This window comes from Patescibacteria group bacterium (genome assembly GCA_041651155.1).
GTDB lineage: Bacteria > Patescibacteriota > Patescibacteriia > CAIXNZ01 > CAIXNZ01 > JAPLYF01.
Genome location: JBAZJU010000007.1, coordinates 12,873 through 31,290, shown reverse-complemented (window position 1 = coordinate 31,290; position 18,418 = coordinate 12,873). Strand labels below are relative to the sequence as shown.

15 protein-coding genes are annotated in these 18,418 nt (G+C 34.9%); all 15 read left to right on the top strand.

Features of this window, described 5'->3' with window-relative positions; translation table 11 throughout:
* Positions 1–15: 15 nt before the first annotated feature.
* The 15 genes from gmd to WC460_05295 all read left to right on the top strand — a co-directional run bounded on the left by gmd (position 16) and on the right by WC460_05295 (position 18,410).
* Positions 16–1,053, top strand: coding sequence for a GDP-mannose 4,6-dehydratase (gmd, locus tag WC460_05365; GenBank protein MFA5188763.1), 1,038 nt, complete (start codon positions 16–18; stop codon positions 1,051–1,053).
* Between the two features lies 1 nt (position 1,054).
* Positions 1,055–1,996, top strand: coding sequence for a GDP-L-fucose synthase (locus tag WC460_05360; GenBank protein ID MFA5188762.1), 942 nt, complete (start codon positions 1,055–1,057; stop codon positions 1,994–1,996).
* The gene (locus WC460_05355; GenBank protein ID MFA5188761.1) at positions 1,977–3,140 is read left to right on the top strand and encodes a glycosyltransferase; all 1,164 of its coding nucleotides are present in this window, start codon (positions 1,977–1,979) and stop codon (positions 3,138–3,140) included. The genes WC460_05360 and WC460_05355 overlap by 20 nt, the downstream gene beginning before the upstream one ends.
* Positions 3,137–4,594, top strand: coding sequence for an FkbM family methyltransferase (locus tag WC460_05350; GenBank protein MFA5188760.1), 1,458 nt, complete (start codon positions 3,137–3,139; stop codon positions 4,592–4,594). The genes WC460_05355 and WC460_05350 overlap by 4 nt, the downstream gene beginning before the upstream one ends.
* Entirely contained in the window at positions 4,584–5,519 is a 936-nt protein-coding gene (locus WC460_05345) for a methyltransferase domain-containing protein (protein ID MFA5188759.1), read from the top strand. Before WC460_05350 ends, WC460_05345 begins: the two co-directional genes overlap by 11 nt.
* Before the next feature lie 6 nt (positions 5,520–5,525).
* Complete coding sequence (locus tag WC460_05340) at positions 5,526–6,440, top strand: glycosyltransferase family 2 protein (GenBank protein MFA5188758.1); 915 nt, start codon at positions 5,526–5,528, stop codon at positions 6,438–6,440.
* A gap of 4 nt (positions 6,441–6,444) precedes the next feature.
* Positions 6,445–8,298, top strand: coding sequence for an asparagine synthase (glutamine-hydrolyzing) (asnB, locus tag WC460_05335; protein ID MFA5188757.1), 1,854 nt, complete (start codon positions 6,445–6,447; stop codon positions 8,296–8,298).
* 34 nt (positions 8,299–8,332) lie between these two features.
* The gene (locus WC460_05330; protein ID MFA5188756.1) at positions 8,333–8,998 is read left to right on the top strand and encodes a methyltransferase domain-containing protein; all 666 of its coding nucleotides are present in this window, start codon (positions 8,333–8,335) and stop codon (positions 8,996–8,998) included.
* Positions 8,995–12,627 (top strand): hypothetical protein, encoded by a 3,633-nt coding sequence (locus WC460_05325; protein ID MFA5188755.1) that lies wholly within the window; start codon positions 8,995–8,997, stop codon positions 12,625–12,627. Before WC460_05330 ends, WC460_05325 begins: the two co-directional genes overlap by 4 nt.
* A 3-nt stretch (positions 12,628–12,630) precedes the next feature.
* Positions 12,631–13,113 carry a hypothetical protein gene (locus WC460_05320; GenBank protein ID MFA5188754.1) on the top strand — a complete coding sequence of 161 codons (483 nt, stop codon included), beginning with the start codon at positions 12,631–12,633 and terminating at the stop codon, positions 13,111–13,113.
* The gene (locus WC460_05315) at positions 13,107–14,777 is read left to right on the top strand and encodes a hypothetical protein (protein ID MFA5188753.1); all 1,671 of its coding nucleotides are present in this window, start codon (positions 13,107–13,109) and stop codon (positions 14,775–14,777) included. Before WC460_05320 ends, WC460_05315 begins: the two co-directional genes overlap by 7 nt.
* A gap of 165 nt (positions 14,778–14,942) precedes the next feature.
* The gene (locus tag WC460_05310; GenBank protein ID MFA5188752.1) at positions 14,943–15,575 is read left to right on the top strand and encodes a hypothetical protein; all 633 of its coding nucleotides are present in this window, start codon (positions 14,943–14,945) and stop codon (positions 15,573–15,575) included.
* A 37-nt stretch (positions 15,576–15,612) separates the two neighbouring features.
* Entirely contained in the window at positions 15,613–16,848 is a 1,236-nt protein-coding gene (locus WC460_05305; protein MFA5188751.1) for a cohesin domain-containing protein, read from the top strand.
* A gap of 199 nt (positions 16,849–17,047) precedes the next feature.
* Positions 17,048–17,881: a hypothetical protein gene (locus tag WC460_05300; protein MFA5188750.1), complete on the top strand. Its 834-nt coding sequence runs from the start codon at positions 17,048–17,050 to the stop codon at positions 17,879–17,881.
* Between the two features lie 145 nt (positions 17,882–18,026).
* Positions 18,027–18,410: a response regulator gene (locus WC460_05295; GenBank protein MFA5188749.1), complete on the top strand. Its 384-nt coding sequence runs from the start codon at positions 18,027–18,029 to the stop codon at positions 18,408–18,410.
* Positions 18,411–18,418: the final 8 nt, after the last annotated feature.

The following is an 18,418-nucleotide window of genomic DNA, read 5'->3' as shown; positions in this document are numbered from 1 at the left end:
TTATTTTTAGGAATTATGAAAAAAGCTTTAATTACCGGGATTACCGGCCAAGATGGCAGTTATCTGGCTGAATTGCTTTTAGAAAAAGGTTATGAGGTGCATGGAATCATCAGGCGTTCCAGCAATTTTAATACCAATCGGATAGAGCATTTATACCAAGACCCCCATTTAGACAACGTGCGGCTTACTCTGCATTACGGAGATTTAACTGACAGCAGCAATATCTCCCGCTTAATAGAAAAAATAAAGCCAGATGAAATTTACCATCTGGGTGCGCAAAGTCATGTCAGGATCAGTTTTGATATCCCCGAATATACAGCGGATGTGACTGGGCTAGGCACTTTAAGAATTTTAGATGCTATCAAAGAAACTGGCTTTAAAACAAAATTTTATCAGGCTTCGTCTTCTGAAATGTTTGGCAAGGTCTTGGAAATTCCGCAAAAGGAAACGACGCCGTTTTATCCCCGAAGTCCTTACGGCTGCGCTAAAATTTTTGCTTATTGGATCACTAAAAATTACCGGGAAAGTTATAACCTTTTTGCCTGCAATGGCATCCTCTTTAATCATGAATCGCCGCGCCGCGGTGAAACTTTTGTCACCCGTAAAATAACCAGGGGCTTGACCCGCATTAAATTGGGTCTGGAGGAAAAAATTTATCTGGGCAATTTAGAAGCCAAGCGCGACTGGGGCTATGCCAAAGATTTCGTTGAGGGAATGTATTTAATGCTGCAACAGGAAAACCCCGATGATTATATCTTAGCTACAGGTGAAACTCATTCGGTCAGGGAATTTGTTGAATTAACCGCTCAACTCTTGGATTTTAATCTCGCCTGGGAGGGGGAAGGCTTAAATGAAAAAGGGATTGATAAAAAAAGCGGACAAGTGATCGTTGAAATTGATCCAAAATATTTTAGACCAGCAGAGGTTGATTTTTTAATCGGCGACGCTAGCAAAGCAAAAAGAATTTTAAGCTGGGAGCCAAAAACCAAATTTCATGAATTAATCAAAATAATGGTAGAAGCAGATTTTAAAACCCACCAAAAAAATAAATAATATGAATAGTGATTCAAAGATTTTAATCGCTGGCCATCGCGGCTTGGTTGGCTCTGCTATTTTAAGAAGGCTCCAAGCTGATGGCTATAATAATTTAATTTTAAAAACCAGACAAGAATTGGATTTGCTAAATCAAAATTCTGTCTCAGACTTTTTCCGGTCAGAAAAACCCGAATTTGTTTTTTTAGCCGCAGCTAAAGTTGGCGGCATCATGAGCAATAAACTCAACAAGGCTGATTTTATCTTAGAAAATTTGCAAATCCAAAACAATGTAATTTATTACGCCTGGAAATTTGGGACTAATAAACTTTTATTTCTAGGCAGCTCGTGCATCTATCCCAGAAATTGTCCTCAACCTATCAAAGAAGAATATCTACTTTCAGACAAACTTGAAGACACAAATGATGCTTACGCTATTGCCAAAATTGCCGGCATTAAAATGTGTCAAAGTTTTAATGAACAATATAATACTAATTTTATTTCAATTATGCCTACTAATCTCTATGGGCCAAATGATAATTTTGATTTAGAAAACTCTCATGTCTTACCCGCTTTAATCAGAAAATTTCATGAAGCTAAAATAGAAAAAAAAGAAGAAATAATCTTATGGGGTTCTGGCGAAGTTTATCGAGAATTTTTATATGTTGACGACCTCGCCGATGCCTGCCTCTATTTAATGAATAATTATAACGATTCAGAAATAATCAATATTGGCACAGGGATTGATCTGAAAATAAAAGAGCTTGCTTACAAAATAAAGGACATCGTTGATTACAAGGGGAAAATTTTATGGGATACAAACAAGCCGGATGGCACCCCGAGAAAGCTGCTTGATGTCGGCAAATTAAGTGCTTTGGGTTGGCAAGCCCCAACTCCTTTAGACGAAGGCCTTAAAAAGACCTATCAATGGTTTATAAAAAATTATGAACAAATTAGAAAATAAAAACATTATCATCGCAACCCATGTCTTTGCGACCGGCCCTGCCCAGGACCTGAAAGAATTTTTATTGTTAAATAAAATCAATAAATTATTATTTGTCGGCCATCCGTTATTTTATGACATTAAACTTAACGGCTCTGGTTACGAAATATATAAACAGGGCAAAAAAATTACAGAGACATATAAGAAAATCAAAAAACTTTGGGAACCGTGGAGTTATCTTAAAAGCATAATTTTAAATTTTTACTGGTCTTTCAAGCAAAAAACAAAGTGGGATATTTATATCGGCAGTAATAATCTAAACGCTTTCAGCGGCCTTTTATTAAAATATGTAAAAAGAACGAATAAGGTAATTTATTATGTTATTGATTATAATCCGAAAAGATTTAAAAGCAAAATTTTAAATAAAATTTATCATTGGGTAGATCAATTTTGCGTCAGGCATTGCGATGAAACCTGGAATTTATCTCCGCGGATGGAGCAAGCTCGCCTGGAATATTTTGGTTTTGCCGATAAAAAACAAAAAATCGTGCCTATCGGCATTTGGTTTAAAAGAATAAAAAAATATAATTTTAATGAGATCAATAAACATACCCTTGTCTTCATGGGGCATCTGATTAAAAAACAAGGCATCCAATATGTCTTAAGGGCAATCCCCGGCATCTTAAAAGAAATACCTGATTTTAAATTTTTAATCATAGGCGATGGTAATTATGCGGAATATTTAAAAAAGATGGCTCAGGATTTTAAAATAAATGAATGTCTGGAATTTACCGGCTACTTAAAAGATCATGCGAATATAGAAAATAAGCTTGCCAAATCTGCTTTAGCGGTTGCTTTATACGAAAAATACGATCAAAATAACAATTTAACTTTCACCTATTTCGCCGATCCGAGCAAAATTAAAGTTTATTTGGGTTGTGGCGTACCGATTTTGCTTACTGATGTGCCCCATAATTCAAAAGAAATTTTAAATAAAAAATGCGGTTTAATTATAGATGATGATAAGGAAAATATTACTCGAGCTGTTATTAACCTAATGAAAAATGAAGAATTACTTAAACAATTTCGCAAAAACGCCTTAAATTATGCCAAACAGTTTGATTGGAATTTAATTTTTTATAAAAACCTGAGCAAGATATTATGAAGCATTTGAAGGACAAATTTAAAATGTATGGCGTAAAAAAGTTTTTTATTTATTGCCTTTATGAAGTAAAAAATAAAATTTTTATGCGAATAATAAGAAACTCATACAGCCAAAAAGGAGAAGATTTGGCAATTGATCGTTTTCTTGGCAATAAGAGAAGCGGTTTTTATGTTGATATTGGGGCGAACGATCCCAACAGATTTAGCAATACAAAGAGATTCTATAAAAAAGGCTGGCATGGTATAAATATCGAACCGGATTTTAATAATTATAATAAATTCAAGTGTGAAAGAGCTCGTGATATAAATTTAAACATAGGCATAGGAGTAGAAAATCACAAAGCAACTTTTTATAAGTTTATGCCGGATACATTATCTACTTTTTCCATGAAAGAAGCCGATAGATATATTTCCCAGGGCTATAAATTAGTTGATAAAATGGAAATTGAAACGATAAAATTGCGTGATATTTTAGCAAAATATTGCAATAATCAAGATATTGATTTTTTTAGTATTGATACCGAAGGATTTGATATGCAGGTTTTGCAAAGCAATGATTGGTTAAAATTTAAACCCAAAGTTATTTGCATCGAATCGGTCTCGCACGACATTAATAATTCTGATAACAAAAAGGAAGATAATCATGAAAAATTTCTAATTGAGCTTGGTTATAAAAAGATATATGATAACAAACTGAACTCATTATTTGTTTTAAATGAAATTAAGTATGATAAGTTTTCAAAATTCCAAAGCAAAGAATTTGATAAATTTTCCAATTTAAGAAAAAACGTTGTTGCTAAAAAAAACAAATCCTCGGAATTTGAGTATGCGAAAATTTTGGGTAAAATGGGCGATAAATTAGACGATAAATCAGTTTTAGATCTTGGTTGCGGCACTGGCAGATATTCAATGGAATTAGCAAAAAAGGCGAAAGAAGTCGTTGGTTATGATATATCAGAAAAATCTATAGAAACAGCCAATCATATTTCCAAACGCGAGGGTATAAATAATTTCGTGGGAATTGTCGGTGATTTTACGAATTTTCTATATTCTAATTACTTTGACTATGTTTTAGTTGTTAACATGCTCCATCATACAAAAGATAAAAATTTGATATTGCAAAATATAAAAAAAGCCTTAAAACATGATGGAAAATTAATTATTTTTGAATTTAACCCCCTTAATTTAATGTTTATACCATTTTTAATACGCCTGGGGCAAACTAGAAGCCATTTAAATTTTGAGTATTGGCGCAGCAATATATTTAATTTAAATAAAATTATATTAAATAATGGCTTCAAAATTGACGAGGCAGAAAAATATGCTTTCTTGCCGACGTCTTTATATAATTATTCAATGTTTTTCGAAAAATTAAATAGATTATTAAATCAAATTCCCTTATTAAATACTTTTAATGCTTTTAATATTATAATCTGCACAAAAAATGAAAAATGAAAAAGAAATAATGGAATATATTTGCTGCCCGAAATGCAAATCAGATTTATTGAATCAAAATAATTTTTTAATTTGCAGAAAATGTGACAAGCAATACGAAATAATTGAAGGCAATATTATAAAAATTGCGCTTGATCCAGCCGCGGACTTAGAATTATCAATAAAAAAATGGGATGAATCTTATAGCAGGCAGTTAACGGGGAAAATATATATAAAGGCCGAAGAAGATTATAAAGAAAGATATAACACAGACGTGTATCAACAGCTAGATGAATACAAAAAAATAGATAGTGATTTAGTCTATTTAGAAATTGGATGCGGCCCTATGTTTTTTGGCCAAGAAATTGCGAATAAATGCAGGCTGATAATCGGCATTGATTTTTGCCCGTCCGCGCTAAAAATTGCCAAAAAAATGCTGGATGATAAAGGTTGTAAGAATTATTTATTAATACAAGGCAATATTTTAAATCTGCCAATTAAAGAAGATGTAATTGACCTAATCTATGGAGCAGGGGTAATTGAGCATTTTAAAAATACCCAGATATGTATTAATGAATTGCATAGAGTGTTAAAAAAAAATGGAATAAGTTTTAATACAGTCCCTTATTTAAATCTGGGATCTTTAACTTATAGGCAAATTTGGGGTAATATCCCCAACCTTCCTGTCCTAAAGCAGATAGCAGAATTTATTCATATAAAGCTACTAAAGGGAAGACACATGGTTTTTGGCTATGAAATGTCGTTTCTGGGTTCAACCCTAAAAAACATCCATAGAGACGCGGGGTTTAAAAAAGTAGTGGTTGAAAAATTCCAAGTTAATCTAGTGTTTGATTTTATTCCTAAATGTTTAAGGCGCACGTGCATTCGGCTGGCAAGTAATTCAAAATTATTCTGGCCGATGGTTAAAGTTATAGGCAAAAAATAATCTACCATGAAACTTTCAATAGTTATTACAACCAGGAACAGAGAGGACAATTTACTGAAGTGCGCTAAGTCAATCCAAAAATCAAAGGATCTGAATTTTGAGTGGGAGATAATTATCGTTGACGACAACTCTTCTGACGGCACTCAAACTCTTTGCTCGACCGATATGAACATCAAAAATTGCAAGTTTGTCCACAATTCAAAGCAGCGAATGATGATTTCGTCCAGAAACATTGGCGCCAGGCTTGCGACAGGTAAATATGTCCTATTTATCGATGATGACAATATTATCGACCCGGAAATGATTGCGCGCCTGGTTTACGCGGCTGACAAGCATACTGAGTACGGAATCTTGGGACCGTCCATGTATTTTCTCGAGAATTGCAAAAAGTATCTCGATTTTCAAAAAATAAGTTTTTTTACCGGAAAAACTGCGGGAAAGATTGATGCCAAAAAAAGAGAAATCTGTGACAGCGATGGCGTCCCCAATGTGTTTTTAATCAAAAAAGCAATTTTTGACAAGTGCGGTTATTTTGATGAAAGATTGATTCAAACCTACACCGAGCCGGATTTTGCTTTTAATGCCAAAAAATCCGGGTTCAAATGCGGCATTGTTACGAAAGCGCTAACCTATCACGATGTATTGCCCAATGGACAATTCACGCCCAGAATGCTGGGTGGCACATTTAGTCAAAAATCCTACTGCTTAATACGCAACAGAACAGTAATTGTTTCACGTTATGGACGATTTTATCACAAAATAATATATTTTTTATTTTTTTCATGGTTATGGCCCTTGCTGTATACTTTATTAATTTTAAAATACAGGAGGTTTGATTTAATGCGTTCGTATTGGGTGGGATTTATTGACGGAATTATTTATCTATTTACTAAAAAATTAAGATTTTCTTATCTAAAATAAATATATGTGTGGTATTTTGGGTCTGCTTAAAAAAAATGGAATTAATAGCGGAGATCTTGAAATTTTTCAGGGCATGTTGAATATGCTTAAAAAAAGAGGACCCGATCAAGAAGGCATATATACGGATGAAAAGATAATTTTAGGCCACAAAAGACTGTCAATAATAGATTTATCTGAAGCTGGCCGGCAACCCATGTTTAATGAAGACAAAAAAATTGCCATTGTCTTTAATGGCGAAATCTACAACTATCAGGACTTAAAGCGCAACTTAAAACAAAAGCATTTATGGCAAAGCCGCACAGACACGGAAGTCTTAATTCATGGCTATGAAGAGTTTGGACAAAAAATTGTTGAAAAAATAGAAGGCATGTTTGCATTTGGTATTTATGATAAAGAAAAAGAAATTCTGACATTGGCTCGCGATCACTTTGGCAAAAAACCGCTCTATTATTATCACGATCAAGATACTTTTTGCTTTGCTTCTGAGCTAAAAGCGCTGATTATGAATCCTGAAATCAAAAAGAGGCTGTTAATCGATCAAGCTTCTTTAATTAAATATTTATTTTATGGCTACATCCCTTCCCCTAACACAATTTTTGAACAGATAAAAAAACTGGAGCCGTCCTCGACTTTTCAGTTTGATGTCAAAAAGTGGGAAATTATTAAGAGATATCGATTCTGGCGCCTTGAAGATATCAAGCTAAATAATAATATTAGTGAAAAAGAAATTTTAGAAAAAACGGAAAAGTTGCTTAAAGATGCTGTCAGCAAACGGCTCATGTCCGATGTTCCTCTCGGAGTTTTCTTAAGCGGCGGGGTTGATAGCAGTATTATATCTTATTACTTGTCTCAAAACTCTTCAAATGTAAATTCATTCACGGTTTGCTACAAAGACTCTCCATTCGCGGATGAATCTTTTTATGCTGAAAAGGCGGCAAAATCACTGGGCATTAATTATCATCTTTGCCAATTTGAAGACAGCCTTGTTGAGTCGAATTTTCTTGAAATTATTGATTACCTTGACGAACCCATGGCTGACGCGGCAATTATTCCGCTGCACTTCATTGCCAAATTCGCTAAAAAAAATATTTCAGTAGCTTTAAGCGGCGATGGCGGCGATGAAGTTTTTGGAGGGTATGAAAAATACAAAGCGCAGAAATTTGCAGAAGATTACAAATATTTTGGATTTCTCGCCGGCCTGCTTGGAGCAATTATTCCTCAGGGTAATAATTATTCAAGATTCTTAAAGGTTTTCGGCCTGGATTTTCCCATCAGGCAATTCATTTGGGGCAGCGGAGGCTTTTTACCGAATGAAATAAAAAACTTGCTAATTTTAAAATCTTTAGATTTAAACCAAATTTTTTCAGAAGCAATTAATCTCTCCCAAGAATTTAAGCAAAACGATACCATTAACAAAAGTCTTTACCTGGATTGCAAAATTCTGCTGCCTGACTGGTATTTGGTCAAAGGCGACCGTGCCACAATGTGTAATTCGCTCGAGATGAGAAACCCATTTCTGGACAAAGATCTGGCAGAATTCCTGTTCAGCTTAAGCGGCAGATGGAAGGTGCGAAATGGCGTAACAAAATATGTTTTAAAAAAAATCGCGGCTCAATATATTGATCCGCAAATAATTTATCGGCCCAAAGGCGGCTTTGGCGTCCCTCTCGACAAATGGATCAAAACAGAATTAGAGCCTCTTTTCAAAGAGTATCTTTTAAAGCCTTCTCCTTTTTTCAACCGAGCGTATGTCGAAAAAATATTTCGCGAACATTTGAGCGGACAGCGGGATAATCAGTTCCTGCTTTTGCGTATTTTTAATTTTAATTATTTTTTAAATAAATATCATGCGTCTTGAACGATTATATAAAATATATTTCTTTATTTTCCCCATGAAAATAATCCGATACCATCGCTATCGCATTTTAAAATTTGTAAAAAAAGTTGTTGCTGAATGCGATGTCGCAGGCAAAAAGTTGCTAGACATCGGCGCGGAGGAAACACCCTATAAGCCGTATTTTAAAAATTTGCAGTATTTTGCGCAGGATATTACGCAAAACACTGAGGGAAGCATTGATTATGTCGGGGATATTAACGACGGATTAAAAATGATTGCCACTGGCTCCTTTGACTACATTTTGTGCACACAAGTATTAGAACATATCAAAAAACCGCACGTAGCATTCTCTGAATTTTATAGAATATTAAAGCCCGGAGGTAAACTTTTTTTAACAACGCATCTCTGTTTTGAAGAACACATGATTCCTTATGATTATTTTCGCTTTACCAAATACGGCCTAAAATTTTTGGGAGAATCAAGCGGATTTACCCTGGAACATCTCGCGCCGCACGGCGGGATATTTCAGGTGATTGCCTTAATCTTTGATACTCTGGGCATAAAACTATTTTTTAAAAAGGGCCTGCCATATCATATATATATCGCGCTCTTTACTCCGTTTATCTTGGTTTTTAATTCCGCTTGCTATCTGCTGGATTTTTTGGATAGGAATAAAACAATGACCCTGAATTACGAATGTATCTATAAAAAAAATTTATGAAAAAAATTTGGGAGTTTGTCATTAAGGAACAAAACAAAATTTTTATCGGCCTCTTTTTTATTCTGGGATTATTGGTTTTTCATTGGTTCAAAAATGAGAGTTTTATCTCCGGAGGCAGCTTCTATTGGCCGCTAAATTTTTTGGATTATTTCAAAGACACGATCGCCGGCTGGCGGACAGCCGAGTTGTTCGGCAGCCACAATCTGCGGCAATACGCCTATCTTTTCCCCTTTGTTATCGCAGGGATTCCTTTTTTTGCAATTTTTAACAGCTCCCTGATTTATGAAATATTTTTCTTTTATATTTGCTTTGTTTTTTCCGGCCTGTCCGCCTATCTGCTACTTAGGCGCTATAAATTAGATAATCTGGTCTGCTTTGTTGCCGCAATTTTCTACATGTTTTCCCCCTTCGCCCTCATAACCGTCTGGTATCTGTCAATAGGGTTTTACTTCCCCTTCTATGCCTTTCTCCCTCTTTTTACGCTCCTTTTCCTTGACTATGTGGAGGGCAAAAGAAACCTAGCCATAACCTTAATCTTAATATTTATCACGCCACTCGCGACAACTTTCGGCAACCCGGCATTTTTATTGTTAATCGCTGCCCTTGCTTTTATCTACGTGCTTACTAACTTAATCGTAAATCGCCAGGGTTTATTGAATATTTTCAAAAAAACAGTTTGGTTTTTTATTTTTTTCCTGCTGCTTAACAGCTTTTGGCTGCTGCCATTTGTTCTTGATTTGAACAACCAATATGTTAGCGCCGATAATGTGTCTGGCCTAAATACCATTGATGATAAAGAAAATATTGCGCTAAATAGTTTTTCCAATCTTGAAAATTGGCGTAATTTCGGTCTATGGAGCTTTCACGCGGAAACAAATAAAGATTATTATTATCCCTGGCATGAAAATTATCGAAAAACCGGTTTTATTCTTCTTTCTTTTATTACTGCGATCGCCCTGCTTTTCTCATTATTTTATAAAGAAAAAAATAATTTTAAGGACAAGACGTTCTGGCTCATCACCTTCCTGATTTTTTTCACCCTCAATGTCTTCAGCTCCTCGCCGCTAAAAGATGCTCTATTCTTCATTTATGATAAATTTCCGTTTCTGGAAAGAGCCTTTCGTGCCGGCGGTACGAAATATGGGTTTATTTACACCCTAGCCTTCGCCGTACTATTGGCATTTGGTTTGCAGTTTTTACGGCGAAAAATTAAGAGTTTCATCCTGCTATTTTTAATTCCAATCTTTATAGTCAGCTACCCTTTTATAACCGGCGATGTCATTTACAAAGGTGGGAAATATTTGCAAGAATACTATGCCCAAGTCCCTGCTGAATATAAAATGCTTAGAAATTTTTTACATCAGCAAGACCTAATTGGCCGCAGCTTAGTTTTCCCCACTGCCAGTTTCTATAATTATTATAATAATTGGAAATCGGGTTACGCCGGATCTGATTATATAAAAGAGATCGCAGCGGATGAAATAATCAGCATCTCGGATCAAAGATTGGTTCCCCTTATTTATCTTTTTGCCAAAATCGATAAGACCACCCTGACTAAAATGCTCGATCTGCTTAATATCGGACAGGTAATTTTTCGCAGTGATTATGACAATAATGGTAAATTCTATAGCTTTGACGAATCACTTGTTTCTTTCCCTGAGAACAAAAAGATTTACGAGGATAATATTTTCCAAGTTTTCCAAAGAGAACAGTATTTGCCGCGCTTTTATGTGCCGGAAAAAATATTTCTGGCTGATGGCGACTACCAAAACCTACCATTTATCTTAAGTAACAAAAATTTCGATAATCAAAGCGCCGTTATCTTTATGGATGAAAATCCTAAAAACTCCGCCTCTGCCAAGTTAGAACAAAATACAATAATAAACAGTCGGGAAATTGAAATTAAAACCATTAGCCCCAATGAAACTCTGTCTAAGCAAATTGAAATCTATAAGCAAGTTTTTAGCCAAAAAGAGTTTAAGTGGCAAAGCCTAAATTCACGGAAATATATTGCTAAAAGCTATCCGGGATGGAAAAATATCATTCGTCTAGATGGCCAAAACAAAGATTCTATTCTCTCATTTAACAATCCGCAATCAGCGCCCTATACTTTTCCCTCTTTCAGCCGAGAGGCGTGGAACGCCAAAGATTCCAGCTTAATCTATCTGAAAACAGGCAATACTGAGCTGGCCATAAACGGCTTTATCCTCAGTAATAGCCAGGAAAGGAAACTAATCAGGCCGGTACACGTATTTTGGGACACGGGCTGGTACGGCATGGAAACAAAACCAATGCCGCAAATTATCAAAATACCCGCGCAACAAAAAGTTATTTTTCAAATAGATAGTCTGATCGATAGCAATGCGCAAATAGAACTAAGCTATGATACTAATCTGTCTTGGCAGGATTTAAAGCCCGATACCTTTTTAATAAAAAACAATATAAACCAATGGGCTTATGTGATTAATTGCCAGCAGGGGGATGAATTTTTGCGGCTTGGGAAAAAAGACGCGTCATGCCCGTATGAAAAATTACTGAAAAAATATTCCAGCACGCAATTCAATGTCTTTAACGGTCTTTTGGTTTATTTGCAAAACGGCTCTAAGGAAACAATTATAAAAGGCTTCACAAGCAATGGCCAGGAAGTTAAGCCGGTTGCTGTTTTTGGCAGCTTTCTACCTGACGGCTATCTTGGGCTTGATAAAGAAATATCTTACCCCATAACCATTCCGGCTGATGAAAAATTAATTGCCTATTTAACTGACGCTAAAGATCTGGAACCCCTGGTCAATATTGTTACTGACAACTTTATTTGCCAAAGCAATAAATTCAGCGCTCAAAACAATAGCCAGGAAATTTTCGCCTATAATTATCTTGACGATCAAGAAACTTTACTGCCGCATAAACTTGGGCAATGCAATCTTGAAAATGCAAGCTACACATATCTGGAGATTAATAATAAAAGCAGCGAGGTTATAAATTTAAAGAATTTGCTTAGCGAAAAACGGGATGATCAGCCCATAATTTTTGCCAGTTGCGATAACAATGTTTATTCATCCAAAGAAGTTAACAATGGTTTTTTAATTCCAGCCGGTTCCAAGGGAACAGTAGTTGTCAAAAACAATCTGGACGATAAATTATTTTTAAACACCTATGAAATCGCCTCATCTAACAAAATCAAACATTTACCGCAATATAATTTCGAGAGAATTTCCGGCACCAAATATCAAGTGAAGATATCGGGCGCTGCTGATGATTTTCTGCTTGTGTTTTCTGAAAAATTCAATCCTGGCTGGAAAGCATCGCCTCGCGGGATGCAAGCAAATAAACTTAAAGAATGGTTTGAGAACAATATCTTAGCCGAAAAAGACCATTTTCTAGCCAACGGCTACGCTAATTCTTGGTGGCTAGAGATTGAAAAAATCTGCCAAAAACCAAATCAATGCGTCAAGAATGCTGACAACACCTATAATTTTGAACTAATGATTGAATTCCAGCCCAAACAATGGTTTTATTTCGGCTTACTTATTAGCGGTACAACTTTAGCCGGTTGTTTGGGATATTTGGCTTATGTGAAGATAAAGAGTCTAAGATTAAAAAGAAAAAATAAAAAAATAAAAACTGCGTAAACTATGCCTAAAGAAATAAAAATTGAATTTAAAATCCCCAGCGTTAGAGAAATCCTGACTTTTACCAAAAAAGTTAATTTAAAAATTTTAGTTTTTTTTAAAAAAGTGATTTTACAATATCGGACAGTTGCCTCGGTTTTTTTATTAAACATATTTAGAAAAATTTTAGCTGATATTAAATATAAAAAATGGCAGGGTTTAATTGTTGTTGCGTTTACTATCGTGGCATTTTTTCTTTGGGGGTTATCAAATGCGATTTTGTGGCTACTATTTCTAGTTTTCCTCGTTTATGGCTGGGAAAATAGGATTATCGCGGTTTTGGCTTTGCTTTCCCTGGCAGTCAGCCCGATTTTATTAATATTAAAAAAGGAGGCGCTGGCAGAGCAAATGGCTGTTTACGCATTTTTTTTCTTAGTCATGACTGTTATTTTACAGATAATTGATTACAAATTTGGTGAATACCTAAAAAACAGAAACTTATGGTAAAAAAAATACCTGGCGTAATCTATCTTTCTATAATTTTTGTTATTTTAATTTTATGGCAGATGCTTTTACCGGGCTATATTCTTACTCTAGATATGGTTTTTACTCCCAAACTAAACACATTATTCAGCGATGGTTCTTTTTATAATAGTTTACTGCTCAAATATGCACTCAAATTCTTAAATCTATTTTTGGATGGCTGGATTATACAAAAAATAATGCTTATCGCGTTATTCTTTTGCTTATTTTATTTGGCAACTAAATTTTTGCCAGTACCAAAAAAATATTACGTTAATTACTGGGCCGGTTTATTTTACGCCATAAACCCTTTTGTTTATGAAAGATTTATAGCCGGCCATTGGACGCATCTCTTTGCTTACGCCCTTTTACCACCATTTATTTTTTATTTATTTAAATTTGCGAAAAGCCCCGGCTGGCAAAATTCAGCTTGGCTTTTAGGCTGGTTATTTTTAATTGGCATATTTTCTCTGCATTTTTTAGTCATGGCAATTTTGATTTTAGTAATTTATTTATTATATCAACTAGCCAAAAATCTGATTGCCAAAAAATTAGAATTAGCTAAAGATATTTTAAAATTCAGCATAATTTTAGGTTTTATCTTTTTAATTTTAAACAGCTATTGGCTGATCCCTTATTTAATTAATCAAGAACAATCAGTCCTGAATAGTTTTAGCCAGCAAAACATTAAATTGTTTAAGACTTCAAATGATCCGCGCTTAGGAACCGCTTTGAATGTTTTAGTTCTTTATGGTTTTTGGCAGGAAAACCAGCCCTGGACCGATTACTGGCTCTGGCCTAAAGATAATTTTATTTTTTGGTCAATTATTGGCGCGTTATTAATATCAATTATCGCCTTGGGTTTGATTTATGGAATTAAAAACGATAAACACAGAGACAAAACTCTTTTTTTCCTGATTTTGGGCCTGGTTGCTTTTATTCTTTCAGCCGGCTTAGCTGAAACTTGGTTTAAAGCTATAAATCTTTGGCTGTTTGAACATATTAATTTCTGGCGCGGTTTTCGCGACACGCAAAAATTCAGCGGATTTTTGGCATTAAGTTATGCTTATTTTGGCGGGCTGGGCATAATTGCAATAACAGAATTTTTAAAGCTAAAAAGAGTTAAATGCTTTAATTTAATTTTGGGAGCTTTATTTATAATTCCGCTTTTATACACTTATCCGATTTTAGGCGGTTTTGCCCGACAATTACAGCCTGTCTGGTATCCTCAAAGCTGGCACAAAGTAAATCAGATATTGAATCAAGACAAATCAGGATTCAAAGTTTTATTTTTGCCCTGGCATCAATATTTGTCTTTTAATTTTAATCACAATTTAATTATTGCTAATCCCGCCTTTGCTTTTTTTGATCAGCCAATTATCCAAAGTGAAAATATGGAAATTAATAATATTTTAACCCAATCCACCCAAACTGAATATCAAGAAATAAATAATTTGGTCTTAACCCCTGATAATTTACCAGCTCTTACAGTTATTAGTGACCTAAAAGCTAAAAATATCAAATATATTATTTTTGCACAGGACTTAAAAAATCAAGATATTTTTAAATATTTTTTTCTTGACTCAGATAAAATCAGGAAAATATATGATTCCAGTGAAATTGTTCTCTATGAATTGCTTGATTTTTAATCTTTTCTCTCGTGGTTGATTAAAAATAAATTAAAAATAAATAAATTAAAAATTAAGCTAAGGTTAGCTTAAAAAGTGGATAACTTTTATTGACTTTAAACTCAAAAAATCAGATAATTAAACAAAGATTTAAATACTCTAAATTAATAAAAAATTTGGAAAAATATGAGGACTAAATCAATTTTTCAATTTGTTAGTTTTTTTATTCTCTTTATCACAATTATTGTTTTGTCTGGATTTTTAGGCACTGGACTGTTTTGGGGCATTAAAACTGCCTTTGGTTACGGCGGGGGAGGAGGAGGCGGCGTTTATATACCACCTACCAATACAAATACCAATACAAATACAAATAGCAATGAAAATGTTAATACTAATCTAAATTTGCCGCTTGAAGTGCCTATCCCAACAGTTGATGCATTTGCCAGCCCAACAAGCAATTCAGCCTTAGTTTTAAGCGGCGGCCGAGAGGCTGATACCACGATTTTTATTAATAGTTTAGATGATTCCGTATCTTATCCAACAGCCACAACCTGGCAAGCATCAATTTCTTTGGAAATAGGACTAAATTTTTTTACTCTAATTGCCAAAAATTCAGCTGGCACTAGCAGCGGAACTGTAGCGGTTTTTATCAGCCGCATTGGTTCTGCTGATATAACCGGCGATAATATAACTGATGATCTTGATTTGGCTAAACTAGTTTCTAATTGGAATAAAAATTGGTCGGACGGCGATTTTAATAAGGACGGGATAATTGATGATCTTGATTTGGCCTATCTGGTCAGCCATTGGGAGATTTAAAAAAATTATTATTAATTTTTAAAATAACTGTAAAATTATGAAGAAAATATTCATTATTTTAGTAATGTCATTGGTTTTAACTTCAATTTCATTGCCAGCCTCTGCCGCCTCTGCCACCTTATCCCTAACAGCAGGCAAAACAAGCTATAAAGTTGGCGATGTGTTTAAAGTTACCATAAATATAAATAGCGGGGGCAATCTGCTACAGGTGGTCAGGGCTAAGGTAACTTACCCGGCTGATTTGCTGCAAGCTCAAGGTTTTGCCCTGGGTTCGCTCTTCCCGCAAAAAAGCCCGGGTGAAACTATTGGCGGGGGTACGCTTTATGTGGGCGGTTATCGCATAGGCGAAGGCACAAGCTCAAATGGCGCCTTAGGCACTGCAACTTTTAAAGTTTTAAAGGATGGCAAGGCAATTTTAGCTTTAATTGCCGGCTCCAGGATGATTACGGCTGAACCAAAAGATATTTATAGCGGCGGCAATAGTATTAGTTTGGCTCTGGGTGTTGTTGAAAAACCAAAAGAAGAAGCAAACCCGGTCAAACCCGAAGAAAAAATAATTTTAGCTGCCCCGGAAATTTCCTCAGCCACCAATTCTGAAGATGCCTGGTCAAAATCAAAAAATGTCACTTTCAATTGGACAAAACCAGCGAATGCACTTGGTTATGTGACAAAATTATCAGCCGATACTTTAGAAGATATTGGGGATGTAGTAACAACTGAAGATAATGCCATAACTTATAATAATATTGAAGATGGCATCCTGATTTTTTATCTTAAGGCAAAATATCAGGCTGGCTTTAGCGAGCTGGCTAGTTATGCCCTGAAAATTGATACAATTCCGCCTTTGATTGCGCAACCTTCAATTGAAGCCAGATCAACTGCAAATGTTTCAAATGAGTATCAGATTTTCTTTAATACAACGGATGCTCTCTCTGGCGTTGATTATTACCAGATAAAATTTGATAATGGCGATTTTAAAGATGCCACAAGTCCATATATTCTGAATGAAAGTGAGCGGACAGCAAAATTAGTTGCTGTCAAGGCTGTGGACAAAGCCGGCAATGAAAGCGTCGGCGCATTAGCAATTGCTGACTACATTGCCAACCAACAAGAAATAGCCTCAAAGATGCTGAATGAAAAGACCACCCTGTTTGATATTCAGGCCGGTGCCGCTAAAAGATCATGGTTAGAATTTTATATCGTACTCGGAGTAATTGTAATAATTTTTGCTGCCATTATTATTTGGCTGATTACCCAAAAAAGCAAAAAATAATTATTTTTTGGCGAAGATTACAAAGTCTTGAATTTTAAAATAAGCCAAGGGCATTAGTGCCTTTGGCTTGCTGTTCTCACTTAACTTGCAAGTTGAGAAAAAAATTGATACATTTAAAATGTATAAGTAAAAGATAAAATTCATGCCAAACAAAATATTTATGAGATTATTGCTGTGTTTTTTGTTAATTAGTCCAACTATGTTTTGGGCTAATCATTTTGTTTCGGCTCAAGAATTAAGTAAAATTGAGGTAACAACCATTGATCAATTCCAAAAGGTCGCGCCAGGCGAAAGTCTGCCTGTTTCCATGAAGTTATTTAATATGGGCGGCAGTGGCAGAGTAGATGTTGAAATAACCTATAGGATTGAAGACATTAACAAAAAAATAGTAACTGAAGAATTGGAAACAGTGGCAGTGGAGACCACTGCCTCATTTATCAAACAGGTCAAAATACCTCCTGATTTGAAACCAGGCAAATATTTTGTGGTGGCTGATATGAAATATTCTGATCAGAAAGTGCCTGCAGTTTCAAAAATGCCCTTTCAAATTGAGCATAAATTTTTAGGATTCTTTTTGGGGCAATGGAAAATTTTTGGGCTGGTTATTTTTGTCGGCGTTAGTTTAATTTTACTGGTCTCTTATTTAATTAATAAAAACAGGAAAATCATTGTTTCCCAATTTGATTATAAGGATGTTAACCCCCAGCTTAAGCCATACTATGAATTAATCAGCGATATTATTTTGACTATGCGTCTGCACATGGGCGATAAGGCAATCAAGCTGGCTAATCAGATAGGCGGATTGCAGGTTTCTGATTTGGGCAGAGTTTTGAGTCTTGAGAAAGAGCCAATGGAAATTGTTACGCTTTTAACTTTGGAATATGAAAAAGATTTGGGCTATGGCGGTTTAAAACTGTCCGAGCAGGCTCTGAATTTTAGAGAACAGAAAGCAGTGGCTATTGAAGATAAGATTGAATACCAAAAGACCGCCAAATTATTGAACAGTGTCAGCGAATATTTTTCAAAAAAATAATAATTTTTTAAATACGGCTCGGAGACGGCCGTATTTTTAATTTTAATTTAATTTCGTTTTTAATTTAATTTAACTGCAAAAGAAGTATTTTAATATTAGAGGGATTTTAAAATTTTTCAAGGCCTAATTTATTAATTTAAAATATATGGCTAAAATTTTAGTTGTTGATAATGATTTGGACACTTTGGAAACAATTTGCTTGAGTTTGGAATCAGGCGGTCATAAAGTAGTTAAGGCCGAAGGCGGGCAAAAAGCTTTAAATATGATTAAGCAGGAAAAATTTGATTTGATTCTATTGGACATTATGATGCCGGAAATTGACGGCATTAAAGTGGCCAAAACACTGGCTACTGATGATAAAAATAAATTAATTCCAATAATTTTTATTTCTGCTTTGCCCGTTGAATCGCGCAATTTTAAAGATGCTATAAAAGAAACGCAAGATTTGCCCAATATCAAAGGCAGTATTGAAAAGCCGTTTGTACTAGATGATCTTCTGGGAAAGATTGCTAAAGTATTAAAGAAATAATTACTTTT